This window comes from Mycobacterium sp. NS-7484, from assembly GCF_001953975.1.
Classification (GTDB): domain Bacteria; phylum Actinomycetota; class Actinomycetes; order Mycobacteriales; family Mycobacteriaceae; genus Mycobacterium.
Genome location: NZ_MBEJ01000060.1, coordinates 1 through 19,895 on the forward strand (window position 1 = coordinate 1; position 19,895 = coordinate 19,895).

Annotated in this window: 20 protein-coding genes; 8 read left to right on the forward strand and 12 right to left on the reverse strand. The window is 67.7% G+C overall.

Annotated elements, in window-relative coordinates; genetic code table 11:
• Together pdxS and A5733_RS10480 are read left to right on the forward strand one after the other, a co-directional pair.
• Positions 1-771 (forward strand): pyridoxal 5'-phosphate synthase lyase subunit PdxS (gene pdxS / locus A5733_RS10475; RefSeq protein WP_076240066.1); only part of this gene is annotated, 771 nt, incomplete at its 5' end.
• 14 nt (positions 772-785) lie between these two features.
• A complete protein-coding gene (locus tag A5733_RS10480) occupies positions 786-1,292 on the forward strand; it encodes a histidine phosphatase family protein (protein ID WP_076240067.1) in 507 nt (168 codons plus the stop codon).
• Here the strand turns inward: A5733_RS10480 and A5733_RS10485 are convergent.
• Positions 1,289-1,837, reverse strand: a complete 549-nt coding sequence (locus tag A5733_RS10485) for a DUF3558 domain-containing protein (protein WP_067769242.1) — start codon at positions 1,835-1,837, stop codon at positions 1,289-1,291. The two genes, A5733_RS10480 and A5733_RS10485, sit on opposite strands and share 4 nt — an antisense overlap.
• Complete coding sequence (locus tag A5733_RS10490) at positions 1,834-2,397, reverse strand: DUF3558 domain-containing protein (RefSeq protein ID WP_067769271.1); 564 nt, start codon at positions 2,395-2,397, stop codon at positions 1,834-1,836. The genes A5733_RS10485 and A5733_RS10490 overlap by 4 nt, the downstream gene beginning before the upstream one ends.
• Positions 2,398-2,543: 146 nt before the next feature.
• On the opposite strand from A5733_RS10490, the gene A5733_RS10495 reads away from it, so the two are divergent.
• From A5733_RS10495 to A5733_RS10505, 3 genes are read left to right on the forward strand one after another with little or no spacing between them, the layout of a single operon-like run.
• The gene (locus tag A5733_RS10495) at positions 2,544-4,289 is read left to right on the forward strand and encodes an ABC transporter ATP-binding protein (protein WP_076240081.1); all 1,746 of its coding nucleotides are present in this window, start codon (positions 2,544-2,546) and stop codon (positions 4,287-4,289) included.
• Complete coding sequence (locus tag A5733_RS10500; protein ID WP_076240068.1) at positions 4,286-6,178, forward strand: ABC transporter ATP-binding protein; 1,893 nt, start codon at positions 4,286-4,288, stop codon at positions 6,176-6,178. Before A5733_RS10495 ends, A5733_RS10500 begins: the two co-directional genes overlap by 4 nt.
• A 36-nt stretch (positions 6,179-6,214) precedes the next feature.
• Positions 6,215-8,380: a molybdopterin-dependent oxidoreductase gene (locus A5733_RS10505; protein ID WP_076240069.1), complete on the forward strand. Its 2,166-nt coding sequence runs from the start codon at positions 6,215-6,217 to the stop codon at positions 8,378-8,380.
• Here A5733_RS10505 and A5733_RS10510 read toward each other — a convergent pair.
• Positions 8,377-8,907: a hypothetical protein gene (locus A5733_RS10510; protein ID WP_076240070.1), complete on the reverse strand. Its 531-nt coding sequence runs from the start codon at positions 8,905-8,907 to the stop codon at positions 8,377-8,379. The genes A5733_RS10505 and A5733_RS10510 overlap by 4 nt on opposite strands.
• Before the next feature lie 77 nt (positions 8,908-8,984).
• A complete protein-coding gene (locus tag A5733_RS10515; RefSeq protein WP_067769251.1) occupies positions 8,985-9,188 on the reverse strand; it encodes a hypothetical protein in 204 nt (67 codons plus the stop codon).
• A gap of 72 nt (positions 9,189-9,260) precedes the next feature.
• On the opposite strand from A5733_RS10515, the gene A5733_RS10520 reads away from it, so the two are divergent.
• Complete coding sequence (locus tag A5733_RS10520; protein WP_076240082.1) at positions 9,261-10,112, forward strand: AIM24 family protein; 852 nt, start codon at positions 9,261-9,263, stop codon at positions 10,110-10,112.
• Here A5733_RS10520 and A5733_RS10525 read toward each other — a convergent pair.
• The 6 genes from A5733_RS10525 to A5733_RS10550 form a co-directional block, all read right to left on the reverse strand.
• Positions 10,093-11,355, reverse strand: coding sequence for an MFS transporter (locus A5733_RS10525; RefSeq protein ID WP_076240071.1), 1,263 nt, complete (start codon positions 11,353-11,355; stop codon positions 10,093-10,095). The two genes, A5733_RS10520 and A5733_RS10525, sit on opposite strands and share 20 nt — an antisense overlap.
• Positions 11,352-12,440 (reverse strand): PLP-dependent cysteine synthase family protein, encoded by a 1,089-nt coding sequence (locus A5733_RS10530; protein ID WP_076240072.1) that lies wholly within the window; start codon positions 12,438-12,440, stop codon positions 11,352-11,354. The genes A5733_RS10525 and A5733_RS10530 overlap by 4 nt, the downstream gene beginning before the upstream one ends.
• 101 nt (positions 12,441-12,541) lie before the next feature.
• Positions 12,542-12,928 carry a hypothetical protein gene (locus tag A5733_RS10535; RefSeq protein WP_082957813.1) on the reverse strand — a complete coding sequence of 129 codons (387 nt, stop codon included), beginning with the start codon at positions 12,926-12,928 and terminating at the stop codon, positions 12,542-12,544.
• On the reverse strand, positions 12,925-15,141 hold the full coding sequence (locus A5733_RS10540; protein ID WP_076240073.1) for a cation-translocating P-type ATPase: 2,217 nt from the start codon (positions 15,139-15,141) through the stop codon (positions 12,925-12,927). Before A5733_RS10540 ends, A5733_RS10535 begins: the two co-directional genes overlap by 4 nt.
• The gene (locus A5733_RS10545) at positions 15,138-15,974 is read right to left on the reverse strand and encodes a hypothetical protein (RefSeq protein ID WP_076240083.1); all 837 of its coding nucleotides are present in this window, start codon (positions 15,972-15,974) and stop codon (positions 15,138-15,140) included. Before A5733_RS10545 ends, A5733_RS10540 begins: the two co-directional genes overlap by 4 nt.
• 12 nt (positions 15,975-15,986) lie before the next feature.
• The gene (locus A5733_RS10550; RefSeq protein WP_076240074.1) at positions 15,987-16,193 is read right to left on the reverse strand and encodes a heavy-metal-associated domain-containing protein; all 207 of its coding nucleotides are present in this window, start codon (positions 16,191-16,193) and stop codon (positions 15,987-15,989) included.
• A 102-nt stretch (positions 16,194-16,295) separates the two neighbouring features.
• Between A5733_RS10550 and A5733_RS10555 the strand changes: the two genes are divergently transcribed.
• Both A5733_RS10555 and A5733_RS10560 read left to right on the forward strand, forming a co-directional pair.
• The gene (locus tag A5733_RS10555) at positions 16,296-17,009 is read left to right on the forward strand and encodes a response regulator transcription factor (RefSeq protein WP_076240075.1); all 714 of its coding nucleotides are present in this window, start codon (positions 16,296-16,298) and stop codon (positions 17,007-17,009) included.
• Complete coding sequence (locus tag A5733_RS10560) at positions 17,006-18,100, forward strand: cell wall metabolism sensor histidine kinase WalK (RefSeq protein WP_076240076.1); 1,095 nt, start codon at positions 17,006-17,008, stop codon at positions 18,098-18,100. Before A5733_RS10555 ends, A5733_RS10560 begins: the two co-directional genes overlap by 4 nt.
• Positions 18,101-18,116: 16 nt before the next feature.
• Here the strand turns inward: A5733_RS10560 and A5733_RS10565 are convergent, their stop codons facing one another.
• Both A5733_RS10565 and A5733_RS10570 read right to left on the reverse strand, forming a co-directional pair.
• Entirely contained in the window at positions 18,117-18,728 is a 612-nt protein-coding gene (locus A5733_RS10565; RefSeq protein WP_076240077.1) for a DUF305 domain-containing protein, read from the reverse strand.
• A 33-nt stretch (positions 18,729-18,761) separates the two neighbouring features.
• Positions 18,762-19,892 (reverse strand): adenylate/guanylate cyclase domain-containing protein, encoded by a 1,131-nt coding sequence (locus A5733_RS10570; RefSeq protein WP_067773386.1) that lies wholly within the window; start codon positions 19,890-19,892, stop codon positions 18,762-18,764.
• Positions 19,893-19,895 lie beyond the last annotated feature (3 nt).

Sequence of the window (19,895 nt, forward strand, 5' to 3'; positions counted from 1 at the left end):
GCGGTGGCCGTGATGGCCCTGGAGCGGGTGCCGGCTGACATCCGCGCGCAGGGCGGGGTGTCGCGGATGAGTGATCCGGACATGATCGACGGGATTGTCTCGGCGGTCACGATCCCGGTGATGGCCAAGGCCCGGATCGGGCATTTCGTCGAGGCGCAGATCTTGCAAAGTCTGGGTGTGGATTACATCGATGAGTCCGAGGTGCTGACTCCGGCCGACTACACGAACCACATCGACAAGTGGCGCTTCACCGTGCCGTTCGTGTGCGGGGCGACCAATCTGGGTGAGGCGTTGCGCCGGATCACCGAGGGCGCGGCGATGATCCGGTCCAAGGGTGAGGCCGGCACCGGCGATGTCTCGAATGCCACCACGCATATGCGCAAGATCGGCGGGGAGATTCGCCGGCTCACCTCGATGAGCGAGGATGAGTTGTATGTGGCGGCCAAGGAGCTGCAGGCCCCGTATGAGTTGGTGGTGGAGGTGGCCCGGGCCGGCAAGTTGCCGGTGACGTTGTTCACCGCCGGTGGGATCGCGACCCCGGCGGATGCGGCGATGATGATGCAGCTCGGTGCTGAGGGTGTGTTCGTCGGGTCGGGGATCTTCAAGTCGGGCAATCCCGAGCAGCGGGCGGCGGCGATCGTCAAGGCCACGACCTTCTACGACGATCCCGATGTGCTGGCCAAGGTGTCGCGTGGTCTTGGTGAGGCCATGGTCGGCATCAACGTCGAAGAACTCGCCGCACCACACCGGCTCGCCGAACGCGGTTGGTAGCTACCGTTACCCCTATGGATCACCGCACCCTGCTGCTGATGCGCCATGCCAAGTCCGACTACCCGGATGGGGTGGCCGACCATGACCGGCCGTTGGCCGCGCGCGGCATCAGGGAGGCCGCGTTGGCCGGGGACTGGATCCGGGCCAACGTCGCCGCGGTGGACGCCGTGTTGTGCTCGACGGCGACCCGGACCCGCCAGACCTTGGCACGCACCGGCATCGATGCGCCCGTGCAGTACGCCGAACGGATCTACGACGCCAGGCCGGGCACCGTCATCGACGAAATCAACGGGGTGTCGTCACGTTTCGGTAGCGAGCCGTCGACAGTGCTGGTGATCGGTCACGAGCCGGCCATGTCGGCGGTCGCGCTCGGACTGTCCGATGGATCCAATATCGCTGCAGCGGAGAGCATTTCGCTGAAGTTTCCGACCTCGGCGATCGTCGTGCTGCACGTCGACGGGCCCTGGGACACCCTCGCGCTCGGCGGCGCGAGGCTGGCCCGATTCCACATACCTCGCTAAGAGTTGGTGGCCAGCGTCAGTTCCATCAGCTTGGTGGCCATCGGACAGGCATCGATGCCGGGCGCCTGGGGATTGACCCACCAGCCCACCACGCCCGCCGCGTCACTGGCCACACCGCAGGCCCCATTGAGCCCGTTGGGCTTCATGATGATCGAATCGACGCCGGCGATGCGGCGTTGTTCGATCCCGTACTGCAGCTTCTCGGCGGTCTGACGTTCGTTGTCCAGGCTGCCCTGCTCGTACCAGAACCGGGTGATGTCGACCAGCCCGCCCGGGTTGGCCGCCTGCCAGCGACAGACCGCGCCGACGAACGTGCTCTGGATGTCCAGCGGGTCCGCGCCCACCGTCTTGGCCAGGATGTCGGTGGTCAGGACATCGCACTCCTTGAGAAGGTTGGGATACGTCTTCTCGGAGTTGTTGTTGCTGGGCCCGCCGCCGGCACCTTCCTTGGCCGCGGTGCCGTCCACGGTGCGGGAGCAGCCGGTCAGCCCGACGAACAGGGCCAGTGCGGCCATGACTGCTGCGACTGGGCGGTGCGCGCTCATTTGGAATTCACAATCGACTGGCGGGTCAGTTCCTTGGCCACCTCGCACGGATCCGGATACGGCTTCTGGTCGAAGCTCACCGACCACTCGATGAAGTCGTCATCGAACTGGATTCCGATCTCACAGAGGTTGACGTCGCCGGCCTTCAGGGGGTTCTCCCCGATCGCGATGAAGCCGCCGTGGCCCTCGATGTTGATGTCCTCCACGCTGGTCCGCGACAGTTCCTCGGTCTTGCGTTCCCGGCCGATCGGGCTGCCCCGGAACCAGGTGAACGAGAAGTGGGGTCCCAGGATGCTCCCGCCCTGCAACCACTGACACCCCGAGGAGTTGGTCGCGGTATTGACCAGCCCCTGGACCTCGGTCAACTGGGTGACAGTCTCATCGGTCACCCCACCGCACTGAGGAAAGTGCGGGCCGTGCTTGATGTCACCGCCGGCACTCGGTGACTGGGTTTGCGGAACCTCTGGGGACGCGGGCTCGTCGGTCGAGCACCCGGCGAACACCGGAATCATGGCCGCAGCCAGGACCGCCAAGGCTCTGGCGTGGGTGATTCGTGGCATGGTGGCCGTGCGGACAGTCACGTCATGCACTGTAGCGGCAGCATCTGAGCCTGTTCGAGACATACCTATTGACCTGGACTTTCGTCGTGTCGACACGACAGCGGCGGCACGCCGGACGACATCGGCAGGTGTGCGAGAGTTACCAGATGCTCAGGGCGCTGCTGCGACAGTACGTGCGGCCGTACCGGCGGCTGCTCGCGGTTGTCGCGGCACTGCAGGTGATCAGTACCCTGGCCTCGCTGTACCTGCCCACGGTCAACGCGGCCATCATCGACGACGGGGTGGCCAAAGGCGACACCCGCCGCATCGTCGAACTCGGCGGGGTGATGCTGGCGGTCACCGGGTTGCAGGTGGCGTGCGCCATCGGGGCGGTGTTCTTCGGCTCGCGCGCGGCGATGGGATTCGGGCGCGACCTCCGCTCGGCGATCTTCGGTCACGTCATCACGTTCTCGGCCGAGGAGACCGGCCGGTTCGGCGCCCCCTCGCTGTTGACCCGCACCACCAACGACGTCGGGCAGATCCAACAACTGCTGCAGATGACCGCCACCATCCTGATCACCGCGCCGATCATGTCGGTCGGCGGAATCCTGATGGCGCTGCACCAGGACGCCGGGCTGTCATGGCTGCTGTTGGTCAGTGTGCCGATGCTGGCGCTGGCCAACTACTGGATCATCAGACACCTGATGCCAATCTTCCGTCGCATGCAGCGGTTGATCGACGGGATCAATCGGGTACTGCGCGATCAACTGTCGGGGATCAGGGTGATCCGGGCGTTCGCCCGAGAACCGGTCGAACAAACCCGGTTCGCCGAGGCCAACGCGGCGCTGTCGACCACCGCGCTGGAAGCCGGGCAATGGCAGGCGCTGATGCTTCCGGCCACCACACTGGTGATCAACGTCTCCAGCGTCGCGCTGATCTGGTTCGGCGGGCTTCGGATCGACGCGGGCCACATGCAGGTGGGTTCGCTGATCGCGTTTCTGGCCTACTTCATGCAGATTCTGATGTCGGTGTTGATGGCCACGGTCTTGGCGGTGATGTTCCCGCGTGCGTCGGTGTGCGCCGAGCGGATCGGCGGGGTGCTGACGGCCCAGCCGCGGATCGCCACCCCGGTGGCCCCCGTGCGCCCGGTGTCCATGGCCGGCGAGATCGTGTTCGACGACGCATCGTTCAGTTACCCCGGCGCCGACCGTGCGGTGCTGCAGCAGGTTTCATTGCACATCGCCCCCGGCACCACGACCGCCGTGGTCGGCTCCACGGGCTCGGGCAAATCCACGCTGCTCGCGATGATCTGCCGGTTCTACGACGTCACCTCCGGCGCAGTCCGCATCGACGGCGTGGACGTCCGGGATCTCGAGCTGGAGCAGCTGTGGTCGGTGATCGGCCTGGTGCCGCAACGCGGTTATCTGTTCTCCGGGACCGTGGCCGAGAACCTGCGCTACGGCGCCGCGCCGGGCCAGGAGCTCACCGAGGCCCAGATGTGGGCGGCGTTGCGGATCGCCGCGGCCGACGAGTTCGTCGCGGCCCACCCTGACGGGCTGGACCGTCCGGTGGCCCAGGGCGGCATCAATTTCTCCGGCGGCCAACGGCAACGGCTCGCGATCGCGCGGGCGGTGATCCGCCGACCCGCGATCTACCTCTTCGACGACGCGTTCTCGGCCCTCGACGTGCAGACCGACGCCAGGGTGCGCGCCGCCCTGCGCGACGCGTCGGCCGACGCCACCGTCGTCATCGTGGCGCAACGCATCTCGACGGTTCTCGAGGCCGATCAGGTGGTCGTACTCGAAGACGGCTGCATCGTCGGCGTCGGCACCCACGAGTCCCTGCTCGTCGACTGCCCCACGTATGCCGAGTTCGCGGCGTCACAAGCCATCACGGCCGGAGACCCACGATGACCGGGCCCGTGCTACGCCGGTCCGGCACCCCGGCCCCGCCGGTCGAGCGCACCCGGGACTTCCGCGGTTCGGCCCTGCGGCTGCTCAGGCGCCTGATACCGCAACGGGGCCTGGCGATCTCGGTGGTGCTGCTCGGCGTGGCCGGCATCGCGATCGGGGTGATCGGGCCCCGGATCCTGGGACACGCGACCGATCTGTTGTTCAACGGGGTGATCGGGCGCGAGCTGCCGGCGGGGCTGACCAAGGAGCAGGCCATCGACGCCGCCCGGGCCCGCGGCGATACCACCTTCGCCGACCTGTTGTCCGGCATGGACGTGGTGCCGGGCCACGGCGTGGACTTCGCCGCGGTGGCCCGCACGCTGGCCCTCGCGCTGGGTCTGTATCTGCTTGCCGCGGTGCTGGTCTGGCTACAGGCCAGATTGCTCAACGTTGCGGTGCAGCGGACCATGATCGCGTTGCGTTCCGAGGTCGAGGACAAACTGCACCGACTTCCGCTGTCCTATTTCGATTCCCGTCAACGCGGCGAGGTGCTCAGCCGGGTCACCAACGACATCGACAATGTCCAGGGCTCGGTGTCGATGTCCATCAGCCAGCTGTTGACCTCGGTACTGACGGTGTTCGCGGTGTTGGCGATGATGCTGACCATCTCGCCGCTGCTGGCGTTGCTGACGGTCCTCACCGTGCCGCTGTCGCTGTGGGTGATCCGGTGGATCACCCGGCGGTCGCAGCCGTTGTTCGTCGCGCAGTGGCGCAACACCGGCCGGTTGGCGGCCCATGTCGAGGAGACCTACAGCGGTTTCACCATCGTCAAGACCTTCGGGCACCGGCAGGCCGCTCAGCAGCGTTTCGACGAGCTCAACGAGGAGGTCTACCGCTCCAGTATCGGAGCCCAGTTCTTCTCGGGTCTGGTGGGGCCCGCGACGAGTTTCATCGGCAATCTCGGCTATGTGGCCGTCGCCGTGGTGGGCGGACTGCAGGTGGCCACGGGCCAGATCACGCTCGGCAGCATCCAGGCCTTCATCCAATACGTGCGGCAGTTCAACCAGCCGCTGAGCCAGCTGGCCGGGATGTACAACACACTGCAGTCCGGGATCGCCAGCGCGGAACGGGTTTTCGATCTGCTCGACGCCGACGAGCAATCCCCCGAACCGGCTGCCGCACTGCAGATCCGCAGCGGCCGGGTGGAATTCGACCGGGTGAGCTTCGGCTACCTGCCGGACACCCCGGTGATCGAAGACCTATCGCTGGTGGCCGAACCGGGGACCACCGTGGCGATCGTCGGCCCGACCGGTGCCGGCAAGACCACGTGCGTGAACCTGCTGATGCGGTTCTATGACGTCGATTCGGGCCGCATCCTGATCGATGGCGTGGACATCTCCACGGTGAGCCGCCAGTCACTGCGGTCCTCGATCGGCATGGTGCTGCAGGACACCTGGCTGTTCGGCGGCACGATCTACGACAACATCGCCTACGGCCGGGCCGATGCGACAGAAGACGAGGTGATCCAGGCGGCCCGGGCGGCGTACGTGGACCGGTTTGTGCACACGCTGCCGGACGGCTACGCCACCCGCGTCGACGACGACGGCGGCGCCATCAGTGCCGGCGAGAAGCAGTTGATCACCATCGCTCGGGCCGTGCTGGCCCGGCCGCGGGTGCTGGTGCTCGACGAGGCCACCAGTGCGGTGGATACCCGCACCGAGCTGCTGATCCAGCGCGCGATGGCCGAGTTGCGCCGGGACCGGACGAGTTTCATCATCGCCCACCGGCTTTCGACGATCCGGGATGCCGACCTGATCCTGGTCATGGATGCCGGCCGGATCATCGAGCGCGGCACCCATGAAGAGCTCATGACCCGCCATGGCCGGTATTGGGAGATGACGCGGGTTTAGTTCCCCAAAGCCGTTACAAATTGTAGTGTCGGTGTAATGACGACCAGTACCGTGCACACCTTCTGCCGGTACTGCCTGGCCTCCTGCGGCCTCGAGGTGACCGTCCAGGACAACCGGGCGGTCAAGATCGCCGCCGACAAACTCAACCCACACACCTGGGGTGATTTCTGCGCGAAGGGTCGCACCGCCGCCCAGGTGGTGGAGCATCCGCGGCGCATCCTTGCACCGATGCGCCGGGTCGGCGACAAGTACGTCGAGGCGAGCTGGGACGAGGCGATCAGCGATATCGCCCGACGGATGAACCGCATCATCGACGACGGCGGACCGGATGCGGTGGCCGCCTATTACGGCAACCCCGCCGGGTACTCCTCGTCCAATTTGGTGTTCATGAACGCCTGGCTGGATGCGGTCGGCACGTACAACCGCTATGCGGTCGGATCGGTGGACCAGAACGCGCTGCACGTGGTCGCCGAGGCCATGTACGGCTCACCGCTGATGGTGCCGGTGTCCGACGTCGACAACTGTGATTACTTTCTGATCGTCGGCGCCAATCCCGCTGTCAGCGCCTGGAATTGGGTGGAGTCGGTACCGGGCGGCTGGCGACGGGCGTTGGCCCGGCAGAAGCAGGGGGCCCGCATCGTCGTGGTGGACCCGCTGGCCACCGAGAGCGCGCAGGCCGCCGATCTGCATCTGTCGGTCCGACCGGGACAGGATTGGGCACTGCTGCTCGCGATGGTCAAGGTGATCCTCGACGAAGGGCGGGAACACCGCGCCGACTGTGCCGAGCTGGCCACCGGGGTGCAGCCCCTTCGCGTCCTGACCGCCGCCGCCGACCTCGACGACCTGGCCGCCCGCTGCGACATCGACCGAGCCACCATCGAACGCGTGGCCCGTGAATTCGCCTCGGCGCCACGGGCGATGGTCATCACCCGCACCGGCGTCTCGCTGCACGCCGCCGGGACGGTGGCCGAATGGCTGGGCCACGTGCTCAACCTCGTCACCGGGCGGATGGATCGCCCGGGCGGGCGCCGCTTCGAGCCGGGTTACGTCGACACCCTGAGACTGGCCGGGCTGGCCGCCACCCGCCCGCACACCAGCCGGCTCGCCGGGCGCCAGCTGGTGGCCGGAGCACACGCACTGGCCGAGCTGCCTGACGAGATCACCACCCCGGGACGCGGCCAGATCCGCGCGCTGGTGATCAACTCCGGCAACCCAGTGGTCTCCGGGCCGGACGGCGGCCGGCTCGATGCCGCGCTGGCTCAGCTGGATCTTCTGGTGGCCATCGACCTGGTGCAGCGCGAGAGCCACCGGCACGCACACTGGCTGCTGCCCGCGGTGCACTGGCTGGAACGTGACGATCTACTGGCCTTCACCAGCGGCATGCACGACGAGCCATATGTGCAGTACGGCGCGAGAGCCGTCGAACCGCCCGACGATGCACGCGAGGAGTGGCGGATCTTCACCGATCTGGCACTGGCCATGCGCCGTCCGTTGTTCGGCGCCAGGGGATTCAACGGGTTCGTCCGTGCCACCCGATGGCTGGCGGCACACACTCGGTGGCCGGGCCTGGAGTTCGGACCGCACTGGATGGACCGGCTGATCATCCTGGCCTCGCGAAAAGTCGACGGACACAAGCTGCGCTGGCGCGAGCTCAAGGCGCACCCACACGGTCTGGTGCTCGGGCCGCGGCGGTTCGGCCGGTTCCGCGATGCCTTGCGGACGCCGGACCGCAAGGTTCAGGCGGCGCCGGCACAGTTCCTGGTCCGCGCCCGAGAGTTGCTCGAGGCTGCGGCTCCTGTTGCCCCGGAGGGGTTTCCGTTCGTACTGGGCAACCGGCGGCGGCGCCATTCGATGAATTCGTGGCTCAACGAAGTGCCGGGTCTGCATCCCGGCGGCAAGGACAACGAGCTGCTGATGCACCCCGAGGATGCTGCGACCCTGGGCATCGCGGCGAGCGATCGGGTGCGGGTGTTCTCCTCGACCGGCCAGCTGGAGGTGACGGCCACCCTCAGCGACCGGCCCCGCCGCGGCGTCGTCGTCCTCGACCATGGCTGGGGCTCAAGAGTATTCGACCCGCAGCACGGCGGCGCTCCGCAATCGTACGGCGTGAACCGCAACCTGCTGGCCAACCGCGAATCGATCGATCCGTTGTCGCAGACCTCGGCGCTGGGCTCGGTCTACGTCGGGGTCGAGCGGATCTAGACACCGGGCCCTTCGGCACGCAGATCGTCGACGGCTTTCATGGCGTCGCGCAGCTTGTCCAGCCACTCCTCGGTGTGCTGACCGACCAGGCGCACCGACCACGCCAACGCGTCCGAACGCGACCGGGCCACGCCGGCGTCGACGAGGGTGTCGAGCACCAGCCGTTCGGGTTGCCTGAGCCGGGTCATCACCGGTACGGCGATGTGGGTGAAGAGAATTCGCTCGGTGCCGGTCTCACCGTCGCTCACTTCCACGCCCCAGGACACCTTGCGATCGAAACGCCCCTGCGCCTCGTCGGCGATGCGCATGCGCTCACCACGCGTCTCCTCCCGGAATCGCGACGCCCGGCCGGAGGCCCGGGCCTTTGTCTCGGCCTCTTCCGCATCGGGAAGCCGGCCGATGACGGTGATCTCTTCACGGTCGACGATCACGGTCGGGTCGTCGACGAACCAGGCATCGGGCAATCGGCCCGCGAACCATTCGGCGGCCTCGTTCGCGGACCGGCGATGGTGTTGATGTTTTGTCATAATTACATGATTACACCGTTACACCGCAGATGGGACGGCGTTCACCACCGGCGAACCCCAAATTCTGGCTTGGCGGTTCAGTTGCGCTTGAGCAGCAGCGCGGCGCCACCGGCCAGCACCAGCGCGACCAGCAGCAGCCCGGCCCAACCCGGGCCCGCGATCCACCACACGGCGCCCAGCGCGACGATCGCCGGCGACACCGCGAACAGCACCATGCCGGGGTGCTGCCTCAAGACCGCGAGAGCGCCCTGGGCACGGATCGGGTCGATTTCCTTTGCCATGGCACCAAGAATGCCAGGGCATATCGGGTTGCCACTAGGGTCGATCCCCGAAACCCGATCCGAGGAGTGATTGTGAACGGACCCACCCCGCCCGGCTGGTTGCCCGATCCCGAAGGCCGCTACGAATACCGCTGGTGGGACGGGCGCTCGTGGACCGATCAGGTGTCCCACCAAGGACAGCCCGGCCGGGCACCGCTCGGGGGCCAACCGCAGCAGTCACGACCGCAGGCACCGGCACAGCCCCAGGGCGACGGATTCGCCGGGATCAGTGGGGATCTGGTCGACGGCCGGTTCAGCGAGAAAGAGGCAACTCCGATCGCCAATCAGAACAAGAAGATGCTGCGGGTCCGCCTGGGCGAACCGTTCATGGCCCGCCAGGGTTCCATGGTCGCCTACCAGGGCAACGTCGACTTCGCCTTCGAGGGCGGCGGCGCCTCGAAGTTCATCAAGAAGGCGCTGACCGGTGAAGGCCTGCCGCTGATGCGCTGCCAGGGACAGGGTGACGTGTTCCTGGCCGATCAGGGATTCGACGTCCACCTGCTACAGCTGTCCAACTCCGGACTGTCGGTCAGCGGCAAGAACGTGCTGGCGTTCTCGTCGAGTCTGGACTGGAACATCGAGCGGGTCCGCGGTGGCAGTATCGCCACCGGCGGCCTGTTCAACACCACCCTGCGCGGCAACGGATGGGTGGCGTTGACCACCGACGGCCCACCGGTGGTGCTCGACGCCTCCGAGGCCCCGACGTTCGCCGACACCAACGCCGTGGTGGCCTGGTCGGCTCATCTGCAGACTCAGCTCAAGACCAGTTTCAAGGCAGGCGCGCTGATCGGCCGGGGCTCTGGCGAAGCGTTGCAGGTTGCGTTCCACGGCAACGGCTTCGTGATCGTCCAGCCGTCGGAGGGTGTCACGGTCCCGATGCAGTGAGTGACGCGCTCGGCGCCAACTTCCCACCGTCGCGCATCAACACGTAGAGCGCCACCGCGGACACCAGACCGATCGCCGTGAGGCCCAGCCACACCAGTTCGGCCAGGCCCGCGGTGCGCGCCGCACCGATCAGCGAACCGGTGGCCAGGTTGCCCAGCAGGATCCCGATGCCGACGACGGTGTTGTAGAAGCCGTAGTGGGTCGCGACCAGCCGACCGCCCGAAAGGGCGACAACGGTGTCCATCTCGAACGGGAACACCGCGGCCGAACCGAGCGCCAGCAACGCCGACGAACCGATGAGGGCGGCCACCGCCGCGGCGGTCCCGAATCGGTCTCCGTCGGGCACCACGGCCATCGGCGCGAAGGCCGCCGCGAGCACCAGCACGCCGACCACCAGGCTGCGACGCGGCCCCCAGCGGTCCGAAAACCACCGTGTGATGCGGAGCTGACCGCCCACGGCGATCAGACCGGACGTCACGAACACGGCTGCCACCAACACGGTTTCGTCGCCCGGCCGCAGCGAAGCCGCTTGCAGCGGTAGCGCCAGATACACCTGGAAGGACAACACGTAGGACCCGATCATCGCCACCGCGAACAACACGAACCCGCGGTTGGCGATGACACTTCGCCAGTCCTCGAGAACCGAACTACGCTCAGTCTCGGGCTCGGCCCGATGTCGCGGCAGGGCCAGCAACTGAGCCACGGTCAGTACCGCGAAGATCGCGGCGGCCACCGCCGCGGTAACCCGGAAATCGAAGGCCAGCAACGCCATTCCCACCAGCGGGCCCAGCAGGGTTCCGGCCTGGTAGAACACGTTGAACGTGGCGAAGGCCTCGACCCGCCGGTCACCGGCATCGGCGGCCAGATACGCCCGGACCGCGGGATTGAAGAGTGCCCCGGCGAAACCCGTTGCGGCCGAGGCGATGAGCATCGCCGGAAGGGAGTCCGCCACGACCAACAGGACGAAGCCCGCGGTGCGCAGTAGGCAGCCGGCGACGATCAGGGGCTTGTACCCGAGCCGGTCGGCCAGGGTGCCGCCGACGATGAACATGCCCTGCTGCGAGAAGTTCCGGACGCCCAGCACCAAGCCCACTGCCCACGCCGCCAGGCCGAGGGGTCCGGCCAGATAGCCGGCCAGGTACGGCATCAGCATGTAGAAGCCGAGGTTGATGCCGAACTGGTTGACCATCAACAGCCGGCTGGGCATGTCGAAGCTGCGGAATTGCGTTATGAGCCCGCTCATCCGGCGACCGCCATCGGATCGGTGATGTTTTCGCAACGGGTCCACGACTGCACCACCCGATCGCCGGGGTGCCCGATGGTCTCGGGTTCGTCGGCCGGACGGTGATCGAGGATGCCGAGCGCACGGCAGTAATCGTCGTTGTACACCGTGTCGAAATACCGCTGCGGACCATCGGGGAACACCGCGGCGATCGTGGTGCCCGCGGGATGATTGCGCGCTGCCCAGCCCGCCACCAGACCGACCGCGCCGACGCTCCAGCCCCCGCTGGCGCAATACGTCGACGCCAGCGTGCGGGCGGCCCACACCGCCTCGCCCGGCGCGACCCAGTGCACCTCGTCGAATGCGCCGTAGTCGACGTTACGGGGATAGATACTCGAACCCAAGCCCCGCATGACGCGGGTGGCGGCAGGCTGCCCGAAGATTGTCGAGCCGATGGTGTCCACACCGATCAGCCGCATTGTCGGGTTGAGCTCACGCAGTACTCGGGCCACGCCGGCCGAATGGCCGCCGGTCCCGACCGAGCAGACCAGCACGCCGACGTGACCGATCTGGGCGTTGAGTTCCAGCGCCAGTGGCCGGTAGGCCTCGACGTTGTCGGGATTGTTGTACTGGTCGGGATACCAGGCGTTGTCGTTGGTCGCGAGCAGTTCGGCGACCCGGTCGCGCCGGGCCTGCTGCCAGCCACCGGTCGGATGCGGTTCGGTGACGGTGGAAACCTCCGCACCGTAGGCGGCCAGCATGCGGGCGATGATGGGCTCCAGGCCCGGATCGGTCACCAGGGTCACCGGGTGGTGGTACACGGTCGCGGCAAAGGCCAGCCCCAACCCCAGTGTGCCGCTGGTCGATTCGATGATTCGTCCGCCCGGCCGCAGATCACCTCTGGCCCGGGCCTGCTCCACCATGTGCATGGCGGGGCGGTCTTTCATGCCCCCGGGGTTGAAACCTTCGAGTTTGGCCCAGAACCCGCGGCCGTCATCGGTGAACGGCGCGGAAACCCACAGGGCCGGAGTGTGGCCGACCATGGTGTTAGGGCCACGGTTCTGGCGTAGCAGGTGAAAAGAACGGGCGGCAAGGACATGGTTCATTGATCCGTCGTTTCTGTATCCAGCCGTGTGGACACACGGCAACTGATGTGGGCAGCGTTGGGAACACGGCGCTTTGGGCGCGCTTGGCCCCACACCGCCGATCAGCGGCGCGCGATACAGATCCGAAGTAGAAGTTCTCGGCCGGCCACGAGGACACCGTGACGGTCCGGTGGCCCGCGCTGGGAGCGCACCACGATGGCGCATCCGAACATCACCGCGCCGCCGACGACGAACGCCACCCACGACAGGGCGGCCGCCGCGGCCGTGGTGCGCGGCAGCACCGCCGCGGTGAAACCATCCGGAACGTGGGGAACGGAACCCTTACCGATGTGCGCGTGGTCGAGCGTCATCATGTCGCTGCCGGTACCGAACGCGGCAGACAGCGCATGCGGCAGATGTACCGGGTGGTCGTGGCTCGACTCCTGCCACTGCCCGGCGAGAACTGCCGCCCACAGGGCGATGGCCGTCAGGGCCACCAGCCGTTTCACCGGAATCGCCTGAGCCGCAGGCTGTTACTGACCACGAACACCGACGAGAACGCCATGGCGGCGCCGGCCAGCATCGGGTTGAGCAGACCGGCGGCGGCCAGCGGCAGCGCGGCCACGTTGTAGGCGAACGCCCAGAACAGGTTGCCCTTGATGGTGGACAACGTGCGTCGCGACAGTCGGATGGCGTCGGCTGCGGTACGCAGGTCACCGCGGACCAGGGTCAGATCACTCGCCTGGATCGCGACATCGGTGCCGGTGCCCATGGCCAGACCAAGATCGGCCTGGGCCAGTGCGGCGGCGTCGTTGACCCCGTCCCCGACCATGGCCACCACGCGGCCCTCGTCCTGAAGCCGCTTGATCACGTCCACCTTGTCCTGCGGCAACACCTCGGCGTAAACCTCTTGCACACCAACCTGTTCGGCGATCGCCTGAGCCGCGGCCCCGTTGTCACCGGTCAGCATGATCGGATCGAGACCGAGCGCGCGGAGTTGTCCGATCGCTTCTTTCGACGTGGGCTTGACCGCATCGGCAACCACCAGAACGGCGCGCGCCTGGCCGTCCCACCCCACGGCGATCGCGGTCCGGCCCTGGCTCTGCGCCTCACGCATCGCGGTGTCCAGATCCGCCGGCAGCCGCTGCCCCCAATCGGCCAGCAGGGCAGGCCGACCCACCACCAGGGCGTGGCCCTCCACGACACCCTGCACACCGAGTCCCGCCACGTTGGCGAAACCGTCGACCGCGGGCAGCTCACCCACCTTGGCGCGGGCACCGTCGGCGATGGCCTTGGCGATCGGGTGTTCGGAGCCGTCCTCGACGGCGCCGGCCAACCGCAATGCCTCGGCGGGATCCTCGCCCGCCGCCGCGATCACGTCCAGCAGCGTCATCGCCCCAGTGGTCACCGTCCCGGTCTTGTCGAGCACCACGGTGTCCACCCGACGGGTGGATTCCAGCACCTCGGGCCCCTTGATCAGGATGCCCAACTGGGCGCCGCGGCCGGTGCCGACCAGCAGTGCCGTCGGCGTGGCCAGGCCCAAGGCGCACGGGCAGGCGATGATCAGCACTGCCACCGCGGCGGTGAAGGCCGCCGCCACCGAGCCACCCGTCCCCAGCCAGAAGCCGAGAGTGCCCACCGCCAGGGCGATCACGATGGGCACGAAGACCGCCGAGACCTTGTCGGCCAGACGCTGCGCCTGCGCCTTGCCGGACTGCGCGTCCTCGACCAGGCGGGCCATCTGTGCGAGCTGCGTATCGGAGCCGATCCGCCTGGCCCGCACCACGAGCCGGCCACCGACGTTCACCGTGGCACCGACCACCGCATCGCCCGGACCGACTTCCACGGGCACCGATTCGCCGGTCAGCATCGACGCGTCCACGGCCGACGAACCGTCGATCACCTCTCCGTCGGTGGCGATCTTCTCGCCGGGACGCACCACGAACTCGTCCCCCACCGCCAGCGCGTCGATGGGAATCCGTTGTTCTCCACCGTCTTTCAGGACCGCGACGTCCTTGGTGCCCAGCTCGAGCAAGGCCCGCAGCGCCGCACCTGCGCGTCGCTTCGACCGCGCCTCGAAGTATCGGCCGGCCAGGATGAACGTGGTGACGCCGGCGGCGACCTCAAGGTAGATGTTGCCCGCGCCGTCGGTCTGCGAGATGGCGAGCGAGAACGGATGCGTCATCCCCGGTATCCCGGCGGTACCCCAGAACAGCGCATACAGCGACCAACCGAAAGCTGCGATCGTGCCCATCGAGATGAGCGTGTCCATCGTGGCGGTGCCGTGGCGCAGGTTCGTCCAGGCCGCTCGGTGGAACGGCAGCGCGCCCCACACCACGACCGGCGCGGCCAAGGTGAGCGAAAGCCATTGCCAGTTGGTGAACTGCAGCGCCGGAGCCATCGCCATGGCCACCACTGGGATGGTCAGTGCGGCCGAGACGATCAGCCGCGTGCGCAACGCCGCGGTGGGATCGTCCTCGACACGAGCGTCGGCGGTGTCGGCGGCCGGCAGCTGCGCGGTGTAACCCACGGTCTCGACGGCCTCGATCAGCTGCTCGGGCGTCACCTCACCGGCAACGTCGACACTGGCCTTCTCGGTCGCGTAGTTCACGGTCGCGGTGACACCCTCGAGCTTGTTGAGTTTGCGCTCGATGCGGGCGGCGCACGAGGCGCAGGTCATTCCACCGATCTCGAGTTCGACGTGTCCTGTGGCGGTACTCATGGCGCCCCCTCAACGGTGAATTCGGCGGTATGCACCGCATCGCGATGCTTGAAATCCAGGAACATCCGGTACGCGCCGGCGCTCGGAAGCGTGGTGTGGAAGGCGATCTGGGGCCCCGACGCGGTGCCCGGATCGGCCGCGTCACTCATCGGATGGACGTGTAGATAGGCCAGATCCGACGCGCGCACGGCGACCAGGTGACCGTAGGCACCCAGGTACGGCTGCAGATCGGTGACGGGCTTACCGTCGCGGCTCACCGACAACACCACCTCCGACTCCTGCCCGGCCTTGGCCACACCAGAAAGCGTGACGGTGTACCCATCGACGGTCGCGGTGTCCGACGGCGTGGGCAACGGCTGTGGCAGATATGTCCCGGCGACCCTCATGTCGGCGTCCAACGTGACCGGATCACCGTCGGCCGGAACGAAATCCGCGAACACCCGGTAGTCGCCGGGCTTGGTCAGGTCCAGCGGGACACTCCAGGTGCCCGCGTCGTCGAGCACCGGATGGACATGCTGGTAGTCGGCCAGGTCGTGGCGCACCACGATCAGATGCAGCAGTTCATCGTGACTCTCGACGTAATCGGTCAACGGCGCGCCGGTGGCGTCGGCGATGCGAAACCGCAGTGGTACCGCAGCGCCGGAGGGTAATTCGGCCTCGTCGAGTCGAAGCGTGTACGCCGCGTCGTGGCCGGCGTCGTGGCCCGCGTCATGGCCGGCGTGGCTTGCCGCGGGCGCGCTGGGCGGCGTCACTGCCGAGCCGATCCCGAAGGACACGGCGAACACCACGGCCAGTCCCACGACGAACCCGATGAGCTTCTGCGGCGCACTCATGACGGACCCCACTCACCCCGCGACGGCGTAGCCGGCCTCGGCGACCGCGTCGTTGATCGCGGCCGGATCGAGGCGGGTTTCACTGTCGATGGTCACCAGACCGGTCGACAGATCGACCTCGACCGTCTGCACACCGGGCAGGGCGCCCACCTCTTCCCGCACCGAGGTGGCACAGTGCCCGCAGGTCATGCCGGTAACGGTGACGGTTTGGGTGCTCATCGAAGGTCTCCTCCAGATCGGGTTGCGGTTCCTGGCTCATACTATACCCCCCTAGGGTATAGCAGTCACGGCCTCCCTTTCCACCTGTTGCACTATGGGCACATGGAGCACAATGCCGTCGGCTACCGCGCCCTGGTCGTCGACGACGAAGCCGCACTCGCCGCGGTCGTCGGCAGCTATCTCGCCCGCGAACATTTCGACGTCACCCTCGCCCACGACGGGTCCGAGGCCGTCCGGCTGGCCCGTGAGGTCGACCCTGACGTGGTGGTCCTCGATCTCGGTCTACCCGGAATCGACGGCGTGGAAGCCTGCCGTCAACTGCGCACCTTTTCCGACGCCTACGTGGTGATGCTCACCGCACGCGACACGGAGATGGACACCATCGTCGGCCTGGCGGTGGGCGCCGACGACTACATGACCAAACCGTTCAGCCCGCGCGAGCTCGTCGCCCGGATCCGCGCGATGCTGCGCCGGCCGCGCACTGGTGCCGGGCCGGTCGACGGACGGGTGTTCGGCGCGCTGCGCATCGACGTCGACGGGCGCCAGGTGTTCCTCGACGACGAGCCGATCATGCTGACCCGCACCGAGTTCGACGTACTGGCAGCCCTGTCCGCCCGTCCCGGCGTGGCCCTGACCCGTCGTCAGATACTCGAATCCGTCTGGGAGCCAAGCTACGTGGGCAACGAACACCTCGTCGATGTCCATATCGGGCACCTCCGCCGAAAACTCGGCGACGACCCGGCCGATCCGCTGTATGTGATCACCGTGCGCGGGGTCGGTTACCGCATGGGCACCGGACGAAAGGCCCGACGGTGAGCGCCGGCCTGCGCACCCGACTGCTCTCGGCCCAAGCCCTGGTGCTGGCCGCCGGTGCCGGTACCACCGGCCTCGTTGCAGCCGTGGTCGGGCCGCCGCTGTTCCGCGAACATCTGCACCGGGCCGGGGTGTCCGGCGACTCGGCCGAGCAAATGCACGCCGAAGAGGCCTACGTCTACGCCACCGTGATCTCGATCGCGGTGGCGCTGTGCGTGGCAACACTGGCCGCCCTGATCGTCACCTGGTACGTCGGCCGACGGCTGCAACGCTCGCTGACCGAGGTGGCCCGGGCGGCCACCGCCATCGCCGACGGTCACTACGACTCCCGGGTCCCACCCGCGGATCTCGGGGACGATTTCGATTCCCTGGCAAGGTCTTTCAACCAGATGGCGGCGCAACTCGAGGCCGTCGACGCCGGCCGTCGCCGGCTGTTCAGCGACCTGGCCCACGAAATCCGCACTCCGGTCTCGGTCTTGGAGGCGTACTTCGAGGCGATCGAGGACGGGGTGCGGACCCTCGATCCCGAGACCGTCTCGATGCTGCGCCAACAGACCCACCGACTGGTCCGGTTCGCCGGCGACGCGGCTGCCCTGGCTCAGGCCGAGGAAACGCAGACCACGCTCACCCCGGCCCCGGTCCGGGTGGCCGCGGCGGTGACCGACGCGGTGGCGGCAGCCCGAGACCGGTTCGACGCCAAGGGCGTGACGCTGGACTGGCGGGTGCCCGAGGAGCTGCCACCGCTATGGGCCGATCCGCACCGGCTGGCCCAGATCCTGGGCAACCTGCTCGACAACGCGCTGCGCCACACCGCCGCCGGGGGCCGGGTGACCATTGAGGCCCGCACCGGCATCGAGACCGGCACCGTCACGGTGACCGTCACCGACACCGGCGACGGCATCCCGGCCGAACACCTGCCCCATGTCTTCGAGCGGTTCTACCGGGCCGACACCGCCCGCGACCGCGACCACGGCGGTGCCGGCATCGGGCTGGCGATCGTGAAGGCCCTGGTCGAGGCGCATCGCGGCCAGATCGCCGTGACGAGCCGCCCCGGCACTCCGACGACGTTCACGATCACCCTGCCCGCGGGATAGAGGCGGGATAGACAGGTCAGAGCGCCGCCAGCTTCTGCTTCATGGCGTCGATCTCCTGCTGCTGGGTGCTCACGATGGTGCGGGCCAACTCGAGGGCGGCCGGGTTCTTGCCATCGCGGATCTCGTCCTTGGCCATGGTGATCGCCCCCTCGTGGTGGGCGATCATGTGCGTCAGGAACAGCTTGGCCGCCTCGACGCCCTGCGCCTCGCGCAACGCCGTCATGTCAGCCTCCGAGACCATGCCCTGCATGTGCCCCATGTCGCCGTGGTCCATCGGCGGCATCGGCGGGTTGCCCCACTGCGTCAACCAGTCCTGCATCTGTGCGATCTCAGGCGCCTGGGCGTCCTTGATCTGAGTGGCCAGATCGCGCACCTGAGCATCGATGTCCGGCTTGGCCAGCAGCACGTCGCTCATCTCGACCGCCTGCTGATGATGCGGAATCATGTGCTGGGCGAACATCACATCGGCATCGTTGTGGGTCTCGGTGGGCGCCTGGGAACTGGTCACCGACGAGGTCGTGGGATTCGTCTCTTGACCGGCCGTCCCGTCGGAAGTCTCGTTGCTACAACCGGCGAGGAGGGCGGTCGCCACTGCCGCTCCGGCGCTCAGCATCATCAGTTTCGTCATGTCTCCAGCCTGCCGATGATCGATGTGGCCGCCCTAGTCGTTCGATGAAGATTCGATAAAGCCCGACGTGCGGGCCCGGAAGAGTTTGACGTCACTTTTGACTCCCTTGAGATGCCTGGCCCCGGCGAACGACCAGCGGAACCGGTCATCGCCGGCCTCGACGATCGCGGCACGCGTGGACTCGGACACCAACACCGTCCCAGCCCGCGCCGCCCCCGTCACCCGGCTGGCCAGGTTCACCGAACTTCCGAACCAGTCACCCGCCCGGCACACGGCCGGCCCGGTGGCCAGGCCCACCCGCAGGCGCGGGAAGTCCTCGTCGGTTTCGGTGGCGGCCACCAACTGCAGAACCGCATCCAGCAGCGCCGCCGGATCGGGGCTGACGAGCATCACCGCGTCGCCGATCGTCTTGATCAGCCGCACCGGGACCACCGCCACCTCACGTGCCGCGTCGGCCAGCCGATTGGCCAGGCGCTCCAGGTCTTCAGGCGGCACCACCTCACCCAACCGGGTGAAACCCACGATGTCGGCGAACGCGATGGTGACGACGCGCGCACCCGGCAACGGAACGCCTTCGGCCCGCTCGGAGGCGCTGACCGCCTCGGTCTCCATGGCGTGGCGCAACTGAACGAACAGCATGTCGCGGATCATCGGCCCGATCAGCGGGGCCGCCTCGGCCACCAGCGCCTCGCTGGCCTTGGCCGTTTCCAGTTCGGTCGCCCCGGGAGTCAACACGGCCGCCAGCGCGGCGTACCGCATCACCTCGGCGGCCCGGCTGAGCCCCTCGGCCAGCACCCGCGTGATCAACACGACCTGATCCGGATCGATCCCCAGTTCCAGGAAACGCTCGGCGAACCCGACCGCCTCGGCGTCGGCCCGCAACAACACCGCGGCATCCACATCGTCGACGGTGGCCAACCCCATCGCCCGTTGCAGCCGCTGCACCAGATCGACGTCCAACCCGGTCTGCTCGCTGATCTCGCGGGTCGAGACATATGTGCCGTCGTCACCAGCCACCCGGCGCGACGCCAGCAACAGCGGGGTCACGGCCTGACGAATCTGATCAGCGGTGATGCCGCGGTCCAACAGCCATTCGACCAACTCGGCGCGCTGTGCGCCGGCCTCGCCGTCGAGACCATCCAGAAGCGTCGGATCCGCCACCATCAC

Coding starts and splice junctions, on each gene's coding strand:
- A5733_RS10480 (WP_076240067.1), top strand. CDS start 786: ATGGATCACCGCACCCTGCTGCTGATGCGCCATGCCAAGTCCGACTAC.
- A5733_RS10485 (WP_067769242.1), bottom strand. CDS start 1,837: ATGAGCGCGCACCGCCCAGTCGCAGCAGTCATGGCCGCACTGGCCCTG.
- A5733_RS10490 (WP_067769271.1), bottom strand. CDS start 2,397: ATGCCACGAATCACCCACGCCAGAGCCTTGGCGGTCCTGGCTGCGGCC.
- A5733_RS10495 (WP_076240081.1), top strand. CDS start 2,544: ATGCTCAGGGCGCTGCTGCGACAGTACGTGCGGCCGTACCGGCGGCTG.
- A5733_RS10500 (WP_076240068.1), top strand. CDS start 4,286: ATGACCGGGCCCGTGCTACGCCGGTCCGGCACCCCGGCCCCGCCGGTC.
- A5733_RS10505 (WP_076240069.1), top strand. CDS start 6,215: ATGACGACCAGTACCGTGCACACCTTCTGCCGGTACTGCCTGGCCTCC.
- A5733_RS10510 (WP_076240070.1), bottom strand. CDS start 8,907: ATGACAAAACATCAACACCATCGCCGGTCCGCGAACGAGGCCGCCGAA.
- A5733_RS10515 (WP_067769251.1), bottom strand. CDS start 9,188: ATGGCAAAGGAAATCGACCCGATCCGTGCCCAGGGCGCTCTCGCGGTC.
- A5733_RS10525 (WP_076240071.1), bottom strand. CDS start 11,355: ATGAGCGGGCTCATAACGCAATTCCGCAGCTTCGACATGCCCAGCCGG.
- A5733_RS10530 (WP_076240072.1), bottom strand. CDS start 12,440: ATGAACCATGTCCTTGCCGCCCGTTCTTTTCACCTGCTACGCCAGAAC.
- A5733_RS10540 (WP_076240073.1), bottom strand. CDS start 15,141: ATGAGTACCGCCACAGGACACGTCGAACTCGAGATCGGTGGAATGACC.
- A5733_RS10545 (WP_076240083.1), bottom strand. CDS start 15,974: ATGAGTGCGCCGCAGAAGCTCATCGGGTTCGTCGTGGGACTGGCCGTG.
- A5733_RS10550 (WP_076240074.1), bottom strand. CDS start 16,193: ATGAGCACCCAAACCGTCACCGTTACCGGCATGACCTGCGGGCACTGT.
- A5733_RS10555 (WP_076240075.1), top strand. CDS start 16,296: ATGGAGCACAATGCCGTCGGCTACCGCGCCCTGGTCGTCGACGACGAA.
- A5733_RS10565 (WP_076240077.1), bottom strand. CDS start 18,728: ATGACGAAACTGATGATGCTGAGCGCCGGAGCGGCAGTGGCGACCGCC.
- A5733_RS10570 (WP_067773386.1), bottom strand. CDS start 19,892: ATGGTGGCGGATCCGACGCTTCTGGATGGTCTCGACGGCGAGGCCGGC.